This is a genomic window from Alkalispirillum mobile (assembly GCF_003664325.1).
GTDB classification, from domain to species: domain Bacteria; phylum Pseudomonadota; class Gammaproteobacteria; order Nitrococcales; family Halorhodospiraceae; genus Alkalilimnicola; species Alkalilimnicola mobilis.
In genome coordinates, this window is the sequence record NZ_RCDA01000001.1 from 1094648 (window position 1) to 1111414 (window position 16767).

At 65.9% G+C, this 16767-nt stretch carries 16 protein-coding genes; 12 read left to right on the forward strand and 4 right to left on the reverse strand.

Translation table 11 applies throughout. The annotated features are described in order from the left end of the window. The first annotated feature begins 22 nt into the window (after positions 1 to 22). The 3 genes from DFR31_RS05015 (at position 23) to ubiG (ending at position 3409) form a co-directional block, all read left to right on the forward strand. Entirely contained in the window at positions 23 to 1288 is a 1266-nt protein-coding gene (locus DFR31_RS05015) for a M20/M25/M40 family metallo-hydrolase (RefSeq protein WP_121441534.1), read from the forward strand. After that, the gene (locus tag DFR31_RS05020; protein ID WP_121441535.1) at positions 1285 to 2544 is read left to right on the forward strand and encodes an FAD-binding domain-containing protein; all 1260 of its coding nucleotides are present in this window, start codon (positions 1285 to 1287) and stop codon (positions 2542 to 2544) included. The genes DFR31_RS05015 and DFR31_RS05020 overlap by 4 nt, the downstream gene beginning before the upstream one ends. Positions 2545 to 2641: 97 nt before the next feature. Continuing rightward, positions 2642 to 3409, forward strand: coding sequence for a bifunctional 2-polyprenyl-6-hydroxyphenol methylase/3-demethylubiquinol 3-O-methyltransferase UbiG (ubiG, locus tag DFR31_RS05025; RefSeq protein WP_121441536.1), 768 nt, complete (start codon positions 2642 to 2644; stop codon positions 3407 to 3409). A 59-nt stretch (positions 3410 to 3468) separates the two neighbouring features. Here ubiG and DFR31_RS05030 read toward each other — a convergent pair whose 3' ends face one another. Beyond that, entirely contained in the window at positions 3469 to 3927 is a 459-nt protein-coding gene (locus tag DFR31_RS05030) for a PAS domain-containing protein (RefSeq protein ID WP_121441537.1), read from the reverse strand. Positions 3928 to 3948: 21 nt separating this feature from the next. Beyond that, on the reverse strand, positions 3949 to 4428 hold the full coding sequence (locus DFR31_RS05035; RefSeq protein WP_245971089.1) for an SRPBCC family protein: 480 nt from the start codon (positions 4426 to 4428) through the stop codon (positions 3949 to 3951). A 226-nt stretch (positions 4429 to 4654) separates the two neighbouring features. Here DFR31_RS05035 and DFR31_RS05040 point away from each other — a divergent pair, with 226 nt between their 5' ends. From DFR31_RS05040 to DFR31_RS05050, 3 genes are read left to right on the forward strand one after another with little or no spacing between them, the layout of a single operon-like run. After that, positions 4655 to 5740, forward strand: a complete 1086-nt coding sequence (locus tag DFR31_RS05040) for an ABC transporter substrate-binding protein (RefSeq protein WP_121441538.1) — start codon at positions 4655 to 4657, stop codon at positions 5738 to 5740. 20 nt (positions 5741 to 5760) lie between these two features. Next, positions 5761 to 7530 (forward strand): ABC transporter permease, encoded by a 1770-nt coding sequence (locus DFR31_RS05045; protein WP_245971090.1) that lies wholly within the window; start codon positions 5761 to 5763, stop codon positions 7528 to 7530. Continuing rightward, positions 7527 to 8633: an ABC transporter ATP-binding protein gene (locus DFR31_RS05050; protein ID WP_121441540.1), complete on the forward strand. Its 1107-nt coding sequence runs from the start codon at positions 7527 to 7529 to the stop codon at positions 8631 to 8633. Before DFR31_RS05045 ends, DFR31_RS05050 begins: the two co-directional genes overlap by 4 nt. A gap of 131 nt (positions 8634 to 8764) precedes the next feature. On the opposite strand, the gene DFR31_RS05055 is transcribed toward DFR31_RS05050, so the two are convergent. Further along, the gene (locus DFR31_RS05055; RefSeq protein ID WP_121441541.1) at positions 8765 to 10093 is read right to left on the reverse strand and encodes a porin; all 1329 of its coding nucleotides are present in this window, start codon (positions 10091 to 10093) and stop codon (positions 8765 to 8767) included. A gap of 184 nt (positions 10094 to 10277) precedes the next feature. Between DFR31_RS05055 and DFR31_RS05060 the strand changes: the two genes are divergently transcribed. Together DFR31_RS05060 and chrA are read left to right on the forward strand one after the other, a co-directional pair. Further along, a complete protein-coding gene (locus DFR31_RS05060; RefSeq protein ID WP_121441542.1) occupies positions 10278 to 10544 on the forward strand; it encodes a hypothetical protein in 267 nt (88 codons plus the stop codon). 1 nt (position 10545) lies between these two features. After that, complete coding sequence (gene chrA / locus DFR31_RS05065; RefSeq protein WP_121441543.1) at positions 10546 to 11745, forward strand: chromate efflux transporter; 1200 nt, start codon at positions 10546 to 10548, stop codon at positions 11743 to 11745. 122 nt (positions 11746 to 11867) lie between these two features. Here chrA and DFR31_RS05070 read toward each other — a convergent pair whose 3' ends face one another. Further along, positions 11868 to 13025 (reverse strand): OprO/OprP family phosphate-selective porin, encoded by a 1158-nt coding sequence (locus DFR31_RS05070; protein ID WP_121441544.1) that lies wholly within the window; start codon positions 13023 to 13025, stop codon positions 11868 to 11870. 317 nt (positions 13026 to 13342) lie between these two features. Here DFR31_RS05070 and DFR31_RS05075 point away from each other — a divergent pair, with 317 nt between their 5' ends. The 4 genes from DFR31_RS05075 (at position 13343) to DFR31_RS05090 (ending at position 16741) form a co-directional block, all read left to right on the forward strand. Further along, positions 13343 to 14200 (forward strand): phosphate/phosphite/phosphonate ABC transporter substrate-binding protein, encoded by an 858-nt coding sequence (locus DFR31_RS05075; protein ID WP_121441545.1) that lies wholly within the window; start codon positions 13343 to 13345, stop codon positions 14198 to 14200. A gap of 96 nt (positions 14201 to 14296) precedes the next feature. Beyond that, positions 14297 to 15118, forward strand: coding sequence for a phosphonate ABC transporter ATP-binding protein (gene phnC, locus DFR31_RS05080; RefSeq protein WP_121441546.1), 822 nt, complete (start codon positions 14297 to 14299; stop codon positions 15116 to 15118). Between the two features lie 24 nt (positions 15119 to 15142). After that, complete coding sequence (gene phnE, locus DFR31_RS05085; RefSeq protein WP_121441547.1) at positions 15143 to 15949, forward strand: phosphonate ABC transporter, permease protein PhnE; 807 nt, start codon at positions 15143 to 15145, stop codon at positions 15947 to 15949. 78 nt (positions 15950 to 16027) lie between these two features. After that, positions 16028 to 16741 carry a flagellar brake protein gene (locus tag DFR31_RS05090; protein ID WP_121441548.1) on the forward strand — a complete coding sequence of 238 codons (714 nt, stop codon included), beginning with the start codon at positions 16028 to 16030 and terminating at the stop codon, positions 16739 to 16741. Positions 16742 to 16767: the final 26 nt, after the last annotated feature.

Genomic DNA, 16767 nt, shown 5'->3' on the forward strand with positions numbered 1-16767 from the left:
TCCACCTGACAGAGAGAGTGCTATGAGCGAAACCCCGTGGACCGATCCCATGCCCGAAGCGCAGTTCGACCTGATGCGGCGCATTCTTGCGGCACCCAGCCCGGTGGGGCTGGAGGGCGCCATGACCTACGGCGTACTCAAACCCCACTTCGAGCAGTTCGCGCCGACCAACTGGCACCTGCACCAGTTCAAGGGGCATGCCGGGGTGGTGCTGGATACCCATCCGGGGCGGGATGACCTGTTCAAGGTCATGGTGATCGGCCACGCGGACAAGATCCGCATGCAGGTCCGCTCCATCGGCGATGACGGCAAGATCTGGATCAACACCGACGCCTTTCTGCCCAATGTGCTGGTGGGCCACGAGGTCACGCTCTTCAGCGAAGACCCGGAGGCGCCGGGCCAGTACCGGCGCATCGAGGGCGGCACGGTGGAGGCGCTGGGCGCCATCCACTTCTCCGACCCGAAGCAGCGCACCGGCGAACAGGGCATAAAGAAAGAGCAGATCTACCTGGACCTGCAAATCCACGGCGAGAACAAAAAGCAGCAGGTGGAGAACCTGGGCGTCCGGCCGGGCGATTCGATCCTCTTCAACCGGCCCATTCGCCACGGCTTCAGCCCGGATACCTTCTACGGCGCCTATCTGGACAACGGCCTGGGCTGCTTTGTTACCGCCGAGGTCGCCCGGCTGATCGCCGAGGCGGGTGGCACGGAGAAAGTCCGCGTGATGTTCGCCATCGCCAGCTACGAGGAGATCGGCCGCTTCGGCAGCCGCGTACTGGCCGGCGAGCTCAAGCCGGATGCGATCATCGCCGTGGACGTGAACCACGACTACGTGGCCGCGCCCGGCATCGGCGACCGCCGCATGCAGCCGCTGGAGATGGGCAAGGGCTTCACCCTCTCGGTGGGTTCCGTGGCCAGCGAGCAGCTCAACCGGGTCATCGAGCACACCGCCAGGGAGAAAGGGATCCCGGTACAGCGGGATGTGGTGGGCAATGACACCGGCACCGATGGCATGGCCGGCGTGCTGGCCTCCGTAGACTGTGTGGCCACCTCTGTCGGCTTTCCGATCCGCAACATGCACACCATCTCGGAGACCGCCAACACCCGCGACGTGGTAGCGGCCATTCACGCCATCACCGACAGCCTGCAGGCGCTGGATGCCCTGGACGACCCGCACCGGGAGTTCCTGGACAACCACCCGCGGCTGGACGAGGCAGACGCTCTGGGCCACCAGGGCGACAAGAAACCCGAGGGCAAAACGGGCGAAACCGGGTCGGGCGAGTCATGACCCGACCCGGGGGCGGGACCGTGACCGCACCGGCGGATACGCTGTTCCCGCCCAGCCGGGCGGAGGCTCTTCGGAGGCTGCGGGGCTTTGTCCCCCATGCCGGTCAGGCCTATGCCGCCGACCGAAACCACGATGCGGGGCCAAGCCTTCGGGAGAACGTCTCCATGGTCTCGCCCTACATCCGCCACCGCGTGATCACCGAGCGGGAGGTCGTGGCAACCACCCTGCAACACCATTCCCCGGATGCCGCCGAGAAGTTCATTCAGGAGGTGTTCTGGCGCACCTACTGGAAGGGCTGGCTGCAGATGCGTCCCCAGGTCTGGGACAGCTATCTCGAGGAGCTCGCAGCCGAGCGGTCGCGCCTGGCGACCGAAAACGCTCTGTCCAATAGCGTGAATCGCGCCGAATCAGGGCTGACAGGCATTGGGGGCTTCGACGACTGGGCCCGGGAGCTGGTGCAGACCGGCTACCTGCACAATCACGCCCGCATGTGGTTCGCTTCCATCTGGGTCTTCACCCTGAGACTGCCCTGGACACTGGGTGCGGACTTCTTCCTGCGCCACCTGTTGGATGCCGACCCAGCCTCCAACACGCTGGGCTGGCGATGGGTGGCCGGCATCCAGACCCCGGGCAAAACCTACCGGGCGACACCCGACAACATCGCGCGGTTCACGAGCGGGCGGTACCGGCCGGTCGGGCTTGCGGAGACCGCCGAGCCCATTCGGCAGGAAACACCGCCCAAGCCGACGCCGCTGAAGGCACCGGCCCAACCACCCGCCGCCGGCCCTGCCCTGCTGTTATTGCACGGAGATGACCTGCGGGGCGATGAGCTGATCCCTCCCGGCACGGAGATCCGCGCCGTGGCGGTTGCCGCCGCCGGGCACCCGGACACCCCCTGGCCCTTCGGCGAAAGGGCCAGGGACTTCGTCAACAATCTGGTCGCGGATGCCGTGGAGCGGCTGAAGCGCGAGGGCCAACCGGCGGTGGCACGGATGCAGGCACTATCCGCTGAGGCATTGCGGTTGCAATGCCAGCAGGCCGGCGTGCGAACCGTTATCACGCCGGAGGCCCCGGTAGGGCCCATTGCGGAGGGCCTGCGCCGGGTCACCGATGTGTTGTCCACCGAGGGGATTGGAGTGATCCAGCTGCGCAGGACGTGGGACCACCTCGCCTGGCCACACGCCACCCACGGGTTTTTCCGCTTCCGGCGACGGATACCGGAGCTGCTCCGCCAGAACGGGCTTATCAGGTCCTGACTCCGCCGCGCTGGAGTGCCCGACGGCTTCGACACATTGCAGGGGGCGCATTAAACTGACCGTCGGTTCATTGCGGCCCAGGCCGGAGCACAGCAATATGTCGAGCAATCACGCCGAGCAGGATCGGACGGTCGACCCGGAAGAGGTGGCCCGCTACCGCGGGCTGGCCGAGATGTGGTGGCAACCGGATGGCAAACTGTGGCCCCTGCACGTGCTCAACGCCCTGCGCACCGACTACATCCGGGACCAGCTCTGCCGCTCACTGGGCCGTGACGCGGCGGTTGATCAACCGCTCGCTGGCCTGCGGATGCTGGATATCGGCTGTGGTGGCGGGCTCTTGAGCGAAGCGATGGCCCGACTCGGGGCCGACGTGCTCGGTGTGGACGTGGTGGACAGCAATATCGCCGTGGCCCGCCTGCACGCCCGCGAACAGGGGCTGGCGATCGACTACGAGCTGAACAGCGCCGAGGCCCTGGCCGACCGGGGTGAGCAGTTCGACGTGGTGCTCAACATGGAGGTGGTGGAGCACGTGGCGGACCTGCCGGCATTCATGCGGAGCGTCAACCGTATGGTACGCCCGGGCGGGCACACCTTTGTCTCGACCATAAACCGCAACCCGATCTCGTTCATCGTGGCCATTCTGGGTGCGGAGTACGTCTTCAATATCCTGCCGAAGGGCACCCACCAGTGGAAACGGTTTGTCACCCCGACCGAGACCCGGGATCTGCTGGCCGAGGACGACCTGACCGTGATTGAGCAGACGGGGGTCAAGGTGAACCCGCTGAACCGGAAGATGTGGTTGTCACCCTCGATGAGTGTCAATTACATGGTGCTGGCCCGAAAAGGCCATCCCTCGGCGACCTGATGACCCCCGAGTGACCCGCGCCCCGGGGTCGCTCGGGGGACTGTGAGTGGCGGTGGCGGTCAGGCCTCGCTACCCCCCTGGTCCAGAAGCGCGCGCAGTCTCTCGTTCTCTGCCTCCGCCTCGACCTGGGCCGTGATGTCGTACTGCACCCCCAGGTAATAGATGAGCCGGCCACGGGGGTCCCGCAGCGGCGTCAACGACAAGCGGTTGTAGAACAGCGTCCCGTCCTTGCGGTAATTCCGTAATGTCACCGTGATCGACTGCTCGGCGGCAATCGCGTCGCGCAAGGCCGCCACCTCCGGCTGATCCGTATCCTCCCCCTGCAAAAACCGGCAGTTATGGCCGATGGTCTCGTCCTGGCCATAGCCAGTCATCCGCTCGAACACCGCATTGGCGTAAACCAGCGGCATGTCCGGCTCGTCCGGGTCCGCAAGGGTGATCCCCGTGACGCAATTGTCGAGCATTTCGGTCAACACCGCCGGGATGACGCCCGGGTCTTTCTCTACGACGAAGGTCATGGCAGTGCCCTCATGCAGGGGTCAGGGGTCGGGCGCGTGGCCACCCTCTTCGATTAGACCCTTGAGATTGTGAACGGTGCGCTCCGCACCCTCTTGAACAGAGACCTGGACCAGCTTTCGGAAGGGCCTAAGGCGCAACTCAAGGCGCGGGAATTCAAAGCGAAAGAGGAGCAGCGATTCATCCTGCCCCGAACCCGTGCGATCGAGACGGTAAGTGCAGATGAAATCGGAGGAGACGCCAACGAACACAAGCTCCAGCGGGCGCTGGAAGCGCGACACGCGGAAGGTGGAGACCGTCTTGTGCCCCTGGTCGATGCGTGTCTGCCGGGCAAACCAGTCCTCGTCCATGGCGCCCGCGCTTAGCACCTGGAGCTGCTGGACCTCCGGCGACCAACGGGGGTAATTCCGCTCGAAGTCATCGGCGATAAAGCTGAAAACCGACTCCACGGGCCGGCGGATACGAATATCACACTCACCGACAACAGCCTGGCTTCCGAACACGGCACCCCCTGCTCCAACGGCAAGTCACCCGGGCGCGTCACCCGTGAGCCTAAAGCATGGCCCCGTATCCCTGATCGATCAACTGTCGCCTGCGTCACAAATGGCAGCATTCCCCGCTCCTGTAACAACGGCTTCAAAAGAACGTCATACGCCGCGGGCATAGTTCGCACCCGTTACCACTCACCCGCAGCAGACGTTTTCGGGGCCCATCCCGCAGGAGCTTTGAATGATGAAAAAGCAGCGCACGACTCTCGCCAGCCTGGCAGCGGCAGCCGCCACCGGCCTGCTGATCCACGCCACCGCCCACGCCGGCCAGACCATCGATGCCGACGATGTGGATGCCGGCCAGGTGCAACTGTCCGATGACGTGCTCACCGTCTACCTGCACGACCACGGCAGTGCTATCGCCGAGCGTTTCACCGAGGACACCGGCATCGAGGTTCAGATCGTCGACATGAGTGGCGGCGAGATCCTGGCCCGCATCGAGGCCGAGCGTGCCAACCCGCAGTGGGACGTGGTGTACGTGATGGGCCATGGCAGCGTGCACCGGCTGTACAGCGAAGGCCAGTTGCTGGACGACGGCTGGCAGCCGGAAGCAGCCCAGAACTACACCGACATGGCCAACGAGATCTACCAGCAGCACCCGGAAGCTGCCTGGTGGCCGGTCACCATCAGCGCCCCGGCCCTGCTGGTCTACAACCCCTCCTGCGAGGGCACCGAGGACATCACCGGCTGGGACGCCCTGCGCGACCCGCAGTTCGAGGGCCGCGTGGGCATGCCTGATCCGGCCATCTCCGGCCCGGCCTACCCCTACGTCTCCTGGTTCTTCGAGGAAAACATGGAGGACGGCTACGCCTTCTGGCAGGACGTGTTCGACAACGGGGTGCGCATGTACCGCTCCAACAGCCCGGTGGCCGAGGCCCTGGCGGCGGGCGAGATCTGCGTGGCCGGCCTGGAAGAGCCCAACACCTACGGTGAGGTGGAAAAGGGCGAGGACATCGGCATCGTCTACCCCGAGGAAGGCACCCCCGGCTCCGCCCGCGGCGTCGGCATCTCCGCCGACACCTCCGTGCCCGAGGACGCCAAGGCCTTCATCGAATGGCTGCTCAGCGCCGAAACCCAGGCGTACCTGACGCAGATCGAGCACCGCAACAAGTACTTCGTGCCGGTCATCGAGGGTGTCAGCCCCAACGACCTGCTGCCGCCCAACGACTTCCTGGGTGAAGTGACCCCCTACATCTTCTCCGACTACGTCTGGGCCGGTGAGAAGGAGCACGAGATCAAGCGCTGGTTCAGCGACCAGAGCATGTGATGTCCGATCAGACTGCTGATATGACCACAACCGCAACCCCCGGGGCGCGCCCAGCGCACCCCGGGGCTTCTTCGTTTGGCTGGCGGCGTTTTCTGCCCGGTTCCGAGGGAGTGCTGGGCTGGCTGGTGACGCTGGCCATGATCGTTCTGGTAGCCCTGCCCCTGACGGCCATGCTGCTGCACCTGGCCTTCCCCCGGCTTTACCTCGGGGACTTCAGCCTGGGCGAGTTCCAGCTCTTCCGCGACCTGTGGGAGCGCCGGCTCTGGCGTACCGCCGTCACCAACTCGGTGATGCTGGCCGGCGGCACCATGGTGCTGGGGACGCTGATTGGCGCCGGACTGGCCTGGGTGCGCCACAACTACCGGTTCCCCACCGCAGGCCTGATCGACTTCTCGGCCTGGTTCGTGCTGGTGATGCCCTCGTTCATCATCGCCCAGGGCTGGGTGCTGTTCTCCCGCAGCGGCGGCACCGCCGCGCAATTGGGCATGCCGTGGCTGGGCGATATGATCTTCTCCCTGCCGGGGCTGATCCTGGTAATGAGCCTGACCAACTTTCCGCTGGCCTACCTGGCCATGAGCGCCGCCCTGCAGTGGGATGTCCGGCGCTATGGTGAGGCCGCGCGGCTGTGCGGCGCTTCCGCCTGGCGCACCTTCCTGGCGATTCGTCTGCCGCTCCTGCTGCCCGCGCTGCTGGCCGCGTCCCTGCTCGTGTTCGTAGACAGCATCGGGGACTTCGGCCTGCCCGCCGCCTTCCTGTCGGTGTTCCGCTTCCCGTTGATCCCCTACACCATCCGGGCGGAGGTGCAGACCGTACCGGTCTCCTTCGAGGGGGCGGCGGTGCTCGCCTTCGTGCTCTGCTCGCTGGTGGCGCTGGCCATTGCGCTGCAGCTCTGGGCCCTGCGCGGCCGGGGGTCGGACTTCCTGACGGCGGCGGCCGCGCCCCGCGAGCGGCCGCGCCCGCGCTTCTGGCCGGTGTTGATGGTGCTCAATGTCACCTTCCTGAGCCTGGCCATCTTCGCCCCGCTGGGCACCAGCCTGTCGGTCTCCTTCATGGACCGGTACAGCCTGGGCCTGACCTGGAGCAACCTGACCCTGGACAACTACCGGGCCGTGCTCGGCGAGGGATCCGCCCTGCTGCCGGCGTTGCGCAACTCCTTCAGTATCGCCTTCGGGGCGGCGGCCATTGCCATGGTCGTGGGCTTCTTCGCGGCCTACCTGCTCGCCTACAGCCAGCACCGGATGCGCCGCTTCATTGATGTGGCCTCCATGGTGACCCTGGCCGTGCCCGGGATCGTGCTGGCGGTGGGCTACATCTTCTGGTGGAACCAGCGCTGGCTGGCCGATATCGGCATCCAGGTTTACGGCAGCGGCTGGGTGATCGTGCTCTGCTCGGCGGCGGCCTCGGTACCCATCGCGGTCCGCGTCATGCTCGGTGCCATCACCCAGACCCCCCGCTCCTTCCTGGCCAGCGCGGCCCTGCAGGGCGCGGGGCTGTTCACCCGCATGCGGGTCATCCTCATCCCCATGGTGCTGGCCGGTCTGTTGTCGGCCACCCTGGCGGTGTTCGCCACCAGCGTCTTCGACCTGGCCATCACCACCATGCTCCAGCCCCCCGGGTTCCCGACCATCCCGGTGGTGATCGACGAGCGCTTCCGCACCGTGGAGTACGGCTGGGCGACGGCCGCCACCGTGGTGGTCTGTCTGATCACCGCCGCCATCATCGTGGCCACGCGCTGGTCGGTGCGTTGGGCCTTCCGCAGCTACTTTGACGCCGAGGTCAGCCACAAATGACACAGCAGCAAACTCAGAAGACTCAACCGGAGGTGCAGGTCCGCGACCTGTGCCGCCGGATCGGCGACAACACCATTCTCGACAACGTCTCCCTGACCATGCAGCCGGGCGAGATCATCGCCGTGCTGGGGCCCTCCGGGTGCGGCAAGTCCACCCTGCTGCGCCAGATCGCCGGGCTGGACCAGCCCGACGGCGGTACCATCCACATCGGCGGTGCCCGGATGGCCGATGACCGACACGCCCTGCCGCCGGAGAAACGGCCGGTGAACATGGTGTTCCAGGATTTTGCCCTCTGGCCTCACATGAGTGTGGCCCGCATCATCCAGTTCGGCATGCGCCACCGGCGACTGCCCAGGGCGCAGTGGGCGGAAAAGACCCGGGAGCTGCTGGCCTTGCTGGAACTGGATGGGCTGGGGGATCGCTACCCCCGCCAGCTCTCCGGCGGCCAGCAGCAGCGGGTGGCCATCGCCCGCGCCCTGGCCACCGCGCCACGGCTGTTGCTGCTGGACGAGCCCCTGTCCAACCTGGATGCCCGCCTGCGCCTGCAGATGCGTGATGAGCTGGCCGCCCTGCTCCGCCGCATCGGCACCACGGCCATCTACGTGACCCACGATCTACAGGAGGCCCTGACCCTGGGCGACCGGCTGATGATCATGCGCGATGGCCAGGTGGAACAGGCCGGCCCCAGTGGCGAGCTGTTCCGGCGCCCGGCCAGCACCTGGGTGGCGGGCCTGCTGGGGTTCACCAACCGGCTGGAGGGAGAACTGGAACAGGTGGACGGGGAGCACGTGGTGGTCCGCAACGGCGACCTGCGCCTGCGCGGCCGCTGGGGGAACGGTGGTGGCCGCCCCGGAGAGCAGGTGGTGCTCATGGCCCAGCCCCACGCCCTGAAGGTCGCCAACGGCGACAGCACCACCCCGCCCGAGGAGCTATTGAGGGCCCGGGTGAGTCACTGCCACTACGAAGGCGTGGGCTGGCGCATCTGCTGTGAATGGAACGAGCGGCCGATCCTGCTGCACGGCGATGCGCCTCTACCTGTGGGGAGTGAGACCGCGATTCAGGTGCCGGCCGATCATGTCCGGGTGTATCCGTTGACGGCCTGATAGCCACACCAGGCACTCAGTCGCCTCCTTGCCTCCCAAACCCTCCTTGCCTCCCAAACGAAGAGCGGCCCCGGGTGGGGCCGCTTTAATTACCGCTTTTTATTACTATGGGTCACAGGCCCGAAGCTTGATCAGAACTCGTACTGGAACCGCGCAGCATAAACCATGCTGTCCCAGGTCTTGCGTCCCTCACCAATGCCCCGCTCTCCCCGCTCCGCGTCGACATACATGGCGTTGAGCTTAAGAACAATGTCGTTCTCGGGATACCAGTTCAGCCCGATGGTCCAGTGATCCAGCTTCTGGCGATCGTCCGGCTCGTGATGCTCGTAGGAATCAGCCCGGGCAAAGCGTGCGAGCAGTTCAACGCCGCCGCGCCCCCCGGCGCTGAGTGGCCGCAGGATCTCGGTCGCACCGAAGTCCCCGCTGAACGCACGATAGTTCCGCTGCTCCCCGGTCAGGAAGTAGCTGGCCTGAATGTAGAACCCATCATGCTCCATCTTGGTGACATCCGGGTCATCAAAGCCGCGGGAATCCTCGTCCCTGTTGAGTTCCTGTCGGATATACTCACCCTGCAAAGAGAACGGGCCGACGCCGAAAGCGCCCTCCAGGGCGTAGGTCGTCCAGTCGCTGACCGCCTCCATGTCATTCTCGCCGATCATCCGACCATCCACTGCGCGGGTACCCAGGCGGGTGCGCATGCGGACGTCCTCGTACTCACGCTCCCTGCCCCGGGATTTCTCGTATTCGTAGGCGTTCTCGCGGTAGTTGAAGGACGCGCCCAGGTGGCTCCAGACACCCCGCTGGCTGTCCAGGACCGGCGCGAACGAGGCTCGGGCGGCCAGGGTAAAGGCCTCCGCCTGGTCGTGGGTGACGTAGAGCGCCGTCACGCCGGTCTTCCGGATAAGCGCACTGATCTCCACTTTCAGCTCGTCCCGCAGCTTGGCATCCAGGGCAGATAGCGGCTCGTCGAGCAGGAGCAGGCGGGGCCGGACGGCGATGGCCCGGGCAATCGCCACCCGCTGTGCCTGACCACCGGACAGGGTGTTGGGCTTGCGGTCTGCCAGCTCGTCCATCTGCACCTGCTCAAGCGCGTCGGCCACCCGCTTGCGCCGCTCGGCCCCGCGAACGCCCTGGACCCTGAGCCCGAAGGCCACATTGTCGGCCACGGTCATGTGCGGCCAGAGACTGAAGTCCTGGAAAACCATCGCGAAGCCGCGCTTCTTCATGGGGCGGTGGACGGCGCGAGCCGACGAGTCCAGAAGTTGGCCGTCACACCACAACTCGCCGCCATCCGCCTGCAGCATGCCGGTGACGATGTTCAGCAATGTGCTCTTGCCGCAACCGCTGGGGCCCAGCAGTACCAGACACTGGCCGGCGGGCAACTCGAAGGAAATATCGCGCAGTACAGCCCGGCCATCGAAGGATTTACGCAACGAGTCGCTCGAGATCGCAGCCGTCATTCCGTTTGCCTCCGGAGAAACGAGAGGCGGAGCCTAACGACTGCCTGTGACCATTTAATGAACCCACCGTGACAGCGGAGCAGCAACAAAAGGCTCATCTTGACGTCACGATCACGCTTTATCTTGGCGGGACAACCCAACGGAATTCGCCTGGTACCGCGACACAGGCGGGGAGTCAGCCCTGATGAAGACCCATACTCTCCTCAACCGCCTGGACGATCTTCTCCGCCAGAACGGGCGCAGCAAGACGTGGGATGAGATGCAGGCGCTCCGCAAGGTCCTGCGCGACCTGCGTGGCAAGCAGCGGAAGCTGGAGAGCAAGCTGCGGACCGATATCACGCCCTCGGAGCAGGACGAAATACACGCTAAACTGCGAGTGATCCGCGAGCAGCGCCGCAAAGGGGTGGCGCGGCTCCGCACCGTTTTCCGCGACTGGGTAGAGCACTCATGATATGCCGCACGCCGCCGGACCGGTCGGACGCGTAAGAGAAGTCTTCACCGCGTTCCTGTTACTCGGGCTCACCTCCTTCGGCGGCCCAATAGCCCACCTGGGCTACTTCCGCACGGAGTTCGTGCTCCGCAGGCGCTGGCTCTCGGAGCAGGCCTACGCCGATCTGGTGGCGCTCTGCCAATTCCTGCCAGGACCGGCCAGCAGCCAGGTCGGCTTCGCATTGGGGCTGATGCGGGGCGGGGCGTGGGGTGCCGTGGCTGCCTGGACCGCCTTCACACTCCCCTCGGCTATCGTACTGGTCCTGTTCGCGCTGGGCGCCTCGACCCTGGAGGGCCCGGTCAGTCTCGGCATCATCCACGGACTGAAGGTCACCGCCGTGGCGATCGTGGCCCATGCGGTCTGGGGCATGGCGCGCAACCTCTGTCCGGACGGCCGCCGGGCGGGCATCGCCCTTGCCGCCGTTTTCACTGTGGTGTTGATGAGCGGGCCCTTGGGCCAGGTCTCGGCGATCGCCCTGGGCGGCCTGGCCGGACTGCTGCTGTGTCGCGATCAGGCCGGGGGTGACGGCGGCCGGTTGTCGGTACCGGTATCCCCACGCGCCGGCAACCTCGCCGGGCTGGTCTTCGTCGCGCTGCTGGTCGGTCTGCCGCTGCTGGTCTGGGCCCTGCCGGTGCCGACCCTGGCGGTCATCGATGCCTTTTACCGCGCCGGCGCACTGGTGTTCGGCGGCGGCCACGTGGTGCTGCCCTTGCTGGAGGCCGAGGTGGTCCAGTCCGGCTGGGTGACGGCGGATGAATTCCTCGCCGGTTATGGTGCGGCGCAGGCCGTGCCGGGGCCGCTGTTCACCTTCGCCGCCTACCTGGGCGCGCTGATCTCGCCGGTGCCCTCGGCATGGCTCGGCGCCCTCCTGGCGTTGGTCGTGATCTTCATTCCGGGGCTGCTGCTCCTGGTGGCGGTGCTGCCCCACTGGGACCGGTTTCGCCAATGGCACCACGCCCGATCCCTGATGCGGGGGGCCAATGCCGCGGTGGTGGGCATCCTGGGGGCAGCGCTTTACGACCCGGTCTGGACCGGCGCCATCCTCGGGCCCCACGAGTCCGCGCTGGCCCTGGCGGGGTTTCTGCTGCTCACCGTCTGGAAGCTACCGGCCTGGGGAGTCGTGATCCTGCTCGCCGGCGGCGGGGTGTTGATCACCCTGTAGCGTGGCAACGGGAAACACCCCGGCGGGCGTACCGTGAATGCGAGGCCCACATAGAAAACCGCCGGCAGGGCTAAGCCCCGCCGGCGGAATGGTGCCGCTGGTTCTGAGGTCAACCAGGCCGATCAGAAGTTGTACTGCATCCGTGCCAGGAAGATGTTGGGGCTGTCCTCGTCGGAGGCCCCGTCCGTCAGGCTCTCGACCTGTGCACTGTCGTCCACGTCCACCATGATGTAGTTGGCCATGAAGCGCAGGTTGTCGTTGACGTAGTAGTTCAGCGCCAAGGTCACGTTCTTCTGCTCGCCGCCCCGGACGTCCCGGTCATTGAGGTCGACGGAGCTGTAGCGGGCCGCAATCTCCCAGGCGCCGGCGGAGCTCGCCGGACTGATGGTACGGAAGCCGGTGGGTCGGTAGCCCCGCGTCTCGCCGGTCAGAACATAACCGGCCTGCACGTGCCAGCCATCGAAAGTGAGATCGCGCTGATCGCCGTCGCCATTGATGTCGGCCCGCAGGTATTCGGCGCTCATGTGGAAGGGACCGCTCAGGAAGCCCAGCTCCAGGCCACCCTTGGTGGTGGACTTGGCATCGATGCCCCCGGTGTCGATCAGACGAGTGCCCTCGGTGGGGCGGGATTCCGGCCGGTCGCGGAAGCGCACCGCACCCTCACGGGTATCACTGTCCAGCCGCTCATGGGACAGGGAAGCGCCCAGGTGCAGGGTCTGGTTGCCGGTGATCGGGTTGAAGGTGGCGCGGCCGGCAGCCCCCAGCGGCGCATCGCCGTCGGGGTCATCACCGATCGCGTGGCTGTAACCCATCAGGGCGAAATGGTAGTTGTCGCCGGACTGATCGTACCCCACACCAATGCGGCGGGAGTCGGTGAACGCCTGGGAAGAGGCCCGCTCGATGAAGGTCATCCGGTTGGAGCTGGTCAGGGTCTCCATCCCCTGGGGCACCTTGAACTGGCCGATCTGCAGGGTGCCGGCACCCAGGGCGCGGCTGATCTTCAGGTCGTTGTAGCTGAAGCTGTCGCCGTCACCGCCAAAGTCGAACTCCAGCTGATAGTCCCAGCCACTCCCCAGAGAGCCGCTACCACCCAGCCGGGCACGACGGACGAGAAACCCGTCCTGGAACTCATCTTCCACGTTATCCGTGTTGTGTGCGGCTGCGTCCAGATGCAGGCGGCCGCGCGGGTCAAAGGTGACATCAGCGGCGGCGGGCAGGCTGACCGCCAGGCCCAGCCCCAGGGCCACGGCGATACGACTGGTGTAGGTCACGGGTTTCATTAACCCCTCCTCAATTGATCATCTTGTGGCATCGAGCCAACGGCAGAGTGCTCGGGAGAGCCGTGCCGTCGACAGGCCGGGACGATAAGGAAGGGGCATTACGGATCCGTGACGAAGCGGTGGCTATTCCATGACTCGTTGCCTTCCCGCGACGCCCTGTTGCATCGGGACACCAAGCAGACCACATAACCGCGCCCCGTCATGGTTCCGTCATCGAAGGGACACGGAATGGTCACCCGGGCTTGCGAGGGTTTGCCCCGCCTGAGCAGACAGGCCGGGCACGCAAACCGAAACCCCAAGTTACCGGTAGGACTGAAATGAAAAAGACCATCCTGAGCACTGCACTGGCCCTGACGGCCGGCTTCACCACCACGGCCACCTGGGCGGGCCCCTGCCCGGACACCCTGCGCTTCGCGGACACCGGCATCGAGGGCATGGAAGAGATGGTCCGCGCCTTCGGCCCCTTTGGTGATGCGTTGGGCGAGGCGGTTGGATCGGAGATTGAATTCTTTCCGGTGAGCGACCGCACGGCCGCCGTGAACGCCCTGCAATTCGACCAGGTGGACATCATCCTGGCCGGCCCGTCGGAGTACGCGGTGATGCGTGCCCGGCAGGACGTCCAGATGATGGTGGGCATCGAGCGGGCCGAGTACGGCACCGCGTTCGTCGTCCACGCCGATAGCGACATCCACAGCCTGGATGACCTGCGCGGCAAGGAGGTGGCCCTGAAGGATCCGGGCTCCACCACCGGTCACATCGTGCCCTCCTGGATGCTGGTGGAGGCCGGGTTGGATCTGGACCGTGATCTGAACACGCACCTGCTGGACGGCGCCCGCTTCGAGGCCCTGATCAACCGGGACGTGGACGCCATGGGCAGTGGCGTGCGGGACGTGGCCCGACTCAAAGAGCGCGACCCGGAGGGTGCTTACCGCGTGATCGCCGAGAGCGACACCATGCCCCGGGACATCTTCGTCGCCCGCGGCGGTCTGGACGAAGCCTGCGTGGCACACGTCAACGAGCAGATCATGGCTGACGCGGAATCGCTGATGGACGCGATCCTCGGGCCGGGCGAGCGGGACAAGTACACCGAGGCCCGCTTCGTCAACGACCTGACCGAGGCCGAGTTCGACATGATCACCGAGGCCTACGACCTGGTGGGTCTGCCCCTCGACTGATACCGCATTGGTGAGAACCCGGGCCCGGGCACTGTCCCCGGGCCTTTTCCATTCCGCCCCGAGGACAACGGTCGAGGGGCCTGGAGGTATTCAACGATGAATCCGATTGAGGTCCGGGGGCTGCAGAAACACTTCGGCAAGGTGCATGTGCTCCGCGGGCTGGATTTCAACGTACCCGCCGGCGAAGGGGCGATCCTGCTCGGGGCCAATGGCTGCGGCAAGTCCACGCTGATGCGCTGCCTGATCGGTCTGACCCGGCCGGATGCCGGGCAAATCCGGATGGTTGAGACGGACGTGCGCCAGGCCGGCCGCCGGGAAATGAAACAGATGCGCCGTCGGGTAGGCATGGTGTTCCAGCGATTCAACCTGGTGGGCAACTGCAGTGTGCTGCAGAACGTGCTCTACGGCGCATTGGGCCGACACCGGCTCGGGATCCTGCGCGTGGCTCAACCCCTTGCCCCGGCCGAGGAGCGCGACCGGGCCATACACTGCCTGGATCGGGTGGGGCTCGCGGACAGAGCGGGGCAACGAGCCGATACCCTCTCCGGCGGACAGCAACAGCGGGTGGCCATCGCGCGAATGCTGATGCAGGGCCCCGAGGTGGTGCTGGCCGATGAGCCCATCGCCAGTCTGGACCCCCGCGCCGGCCGCGAGGTCATGGACCTGCTCTGGGAGGTCATCCGCGAGGAGGGCATGACGGTGATCTGCACCCTGCACCAGCTGGATGTGGCGCTGGCCTACGGCGATCGGGTGATCGGCATGAAGGCCGGACGGGTCGAACTGGACGGCCCCGCATCCGGCTTTTCCGCCGATGAGCTAGAAACCCTGTACCACGGCGAGGTTCGCGTGGACGGCCAGCCGGGCGAGCCCGGCGGCTCCGGCACCCCGCAGCGCGAGCCAATCGCCGTCGCCTCCTGATTCAACCAACTCCGGGTATTCCGCATGTCTACGGTAGATCAACGCGTCGCGGCACTGGCACCGCCGCGCTTCACCTCCCCTTCGGTGTTCAGCTGGGTGATCCTGGTCGGCTTTGCCGCGTTTTTCATCCAGGGGTTTTTATCCGCCGATGTCACCCTGGCCCGCATGGTTCAGGGGTTCGGCAACCTGGGCACCTTTTTCGCGCAGGCCTGGCCGCCGGACACCAGCCGCCTGACCCCCATTGCCAAGGCGATGCTGGAGACGGTGAACATGGCGCTAGTCGGGGTGACCTTCGGTGTCATATTGAGCCTGCCCATCGCCCTGCTCTGTTCGTCCAACACCTCGCCCAACGGCTTTGTCCGGTGGCTCAGCCGGATGGTCGTTGCCACCCTGCGCACCGTACCGGAGCTGGTCTGGGCGCTGATCTTCGTGGTGGCCGTGGGCCTCGGGCCGCTGGCCGGCATTCTGGCCATCATCATGGACACCATCGGTTTCTGCGCCCGCTTTTTCTCCGAACGGATCGAAGAGATCAGTCCCGGGCCGTCGGAGGCGTTGTCCTCCACCGGCAGCGGCCGCCTCTCGGTGATTTTTGGCGCAATCATTCCGGAATCCATGGCGTCGCTGACGGCCACCAGCCTTTACGGCGTGGAGAAGGCCATCCGTTCCGCAGTCGTTCTCGGGCTGGTGGGCGCAGGCGGCATCGGCGTGGAGCTGTCCACCGCGATGCGCATGTTCCGCTACGACCAGGCGCTCACGATCATCCTGGTCATCCTGGTGGTGGTCATCGGGTTCGAGCAGGTGTCCTCGGCAATCCGGCGTCGGGTCTTGTAAGCTCAGACCGCTACTGGGAGAGGGTGCGCGCGCCATTACCTCACCTGATGAGCAGGACTTGCGTGCGACACTTGGCAGATGGGTGCAAACTACTGCATCCTTGGCCGGGTCGGCACAGATCAGGACGGGATAATGGACGCCAAACCCCCGGCGGAAAGCGCCAGCGAAGACGGCTCACGCCTGGCGATCGAACTCGGCAACAGCCTGCAGATCACCGGGCCCAACAGCGGCATGCGGATCAAGGCCAAGCTGGCCGGCATGGTCAAGGATCGCTGCCTGATCGTGCAGGCTGTCGGCTTGGAAGGCTCCGGACGGCTGAGGCGGCTCTTCTCCTATGGCGACCCGCTGCTCGTGCGCTACCTGCACGACGGGGTCATCTTCGGGTTCCGGACCTTCGTCAGCGGTACCGTGGTGGAGCCGCTGCCGCTGGTTTTCCTGAACTGGCCGGAGCGTGTTGAAGCCCACAGCGTCCGCCAGTCGCGGCGACTGGACACGTTCATCCCTTGCCATCTCAAGTTGCAGGGCACAGGACATGATGCAAGCATCATCGATATCAGCGCCGGGGGCTGTCAGGTGGTGCTGGTGCGCTCGGCCGGTGTAGCCGCACCGGATCCTGAACACGCCCCGCAGGTAGAACTGCGCATTCCCACCACCGACGAAGAAACCCCTCGGCAGATCGAGGGCGTGGTCCGCCGCTGTCACGCTGATCAGTCCCGAATCGAACTGGGCATTCAATTTCAAACCGAACAGGTGGCGCTTTACGAGAAGTTGACCGCCTTGCTGCCGTCCTGACGGTCGCCGGCTGCGGGCCCGGCCGT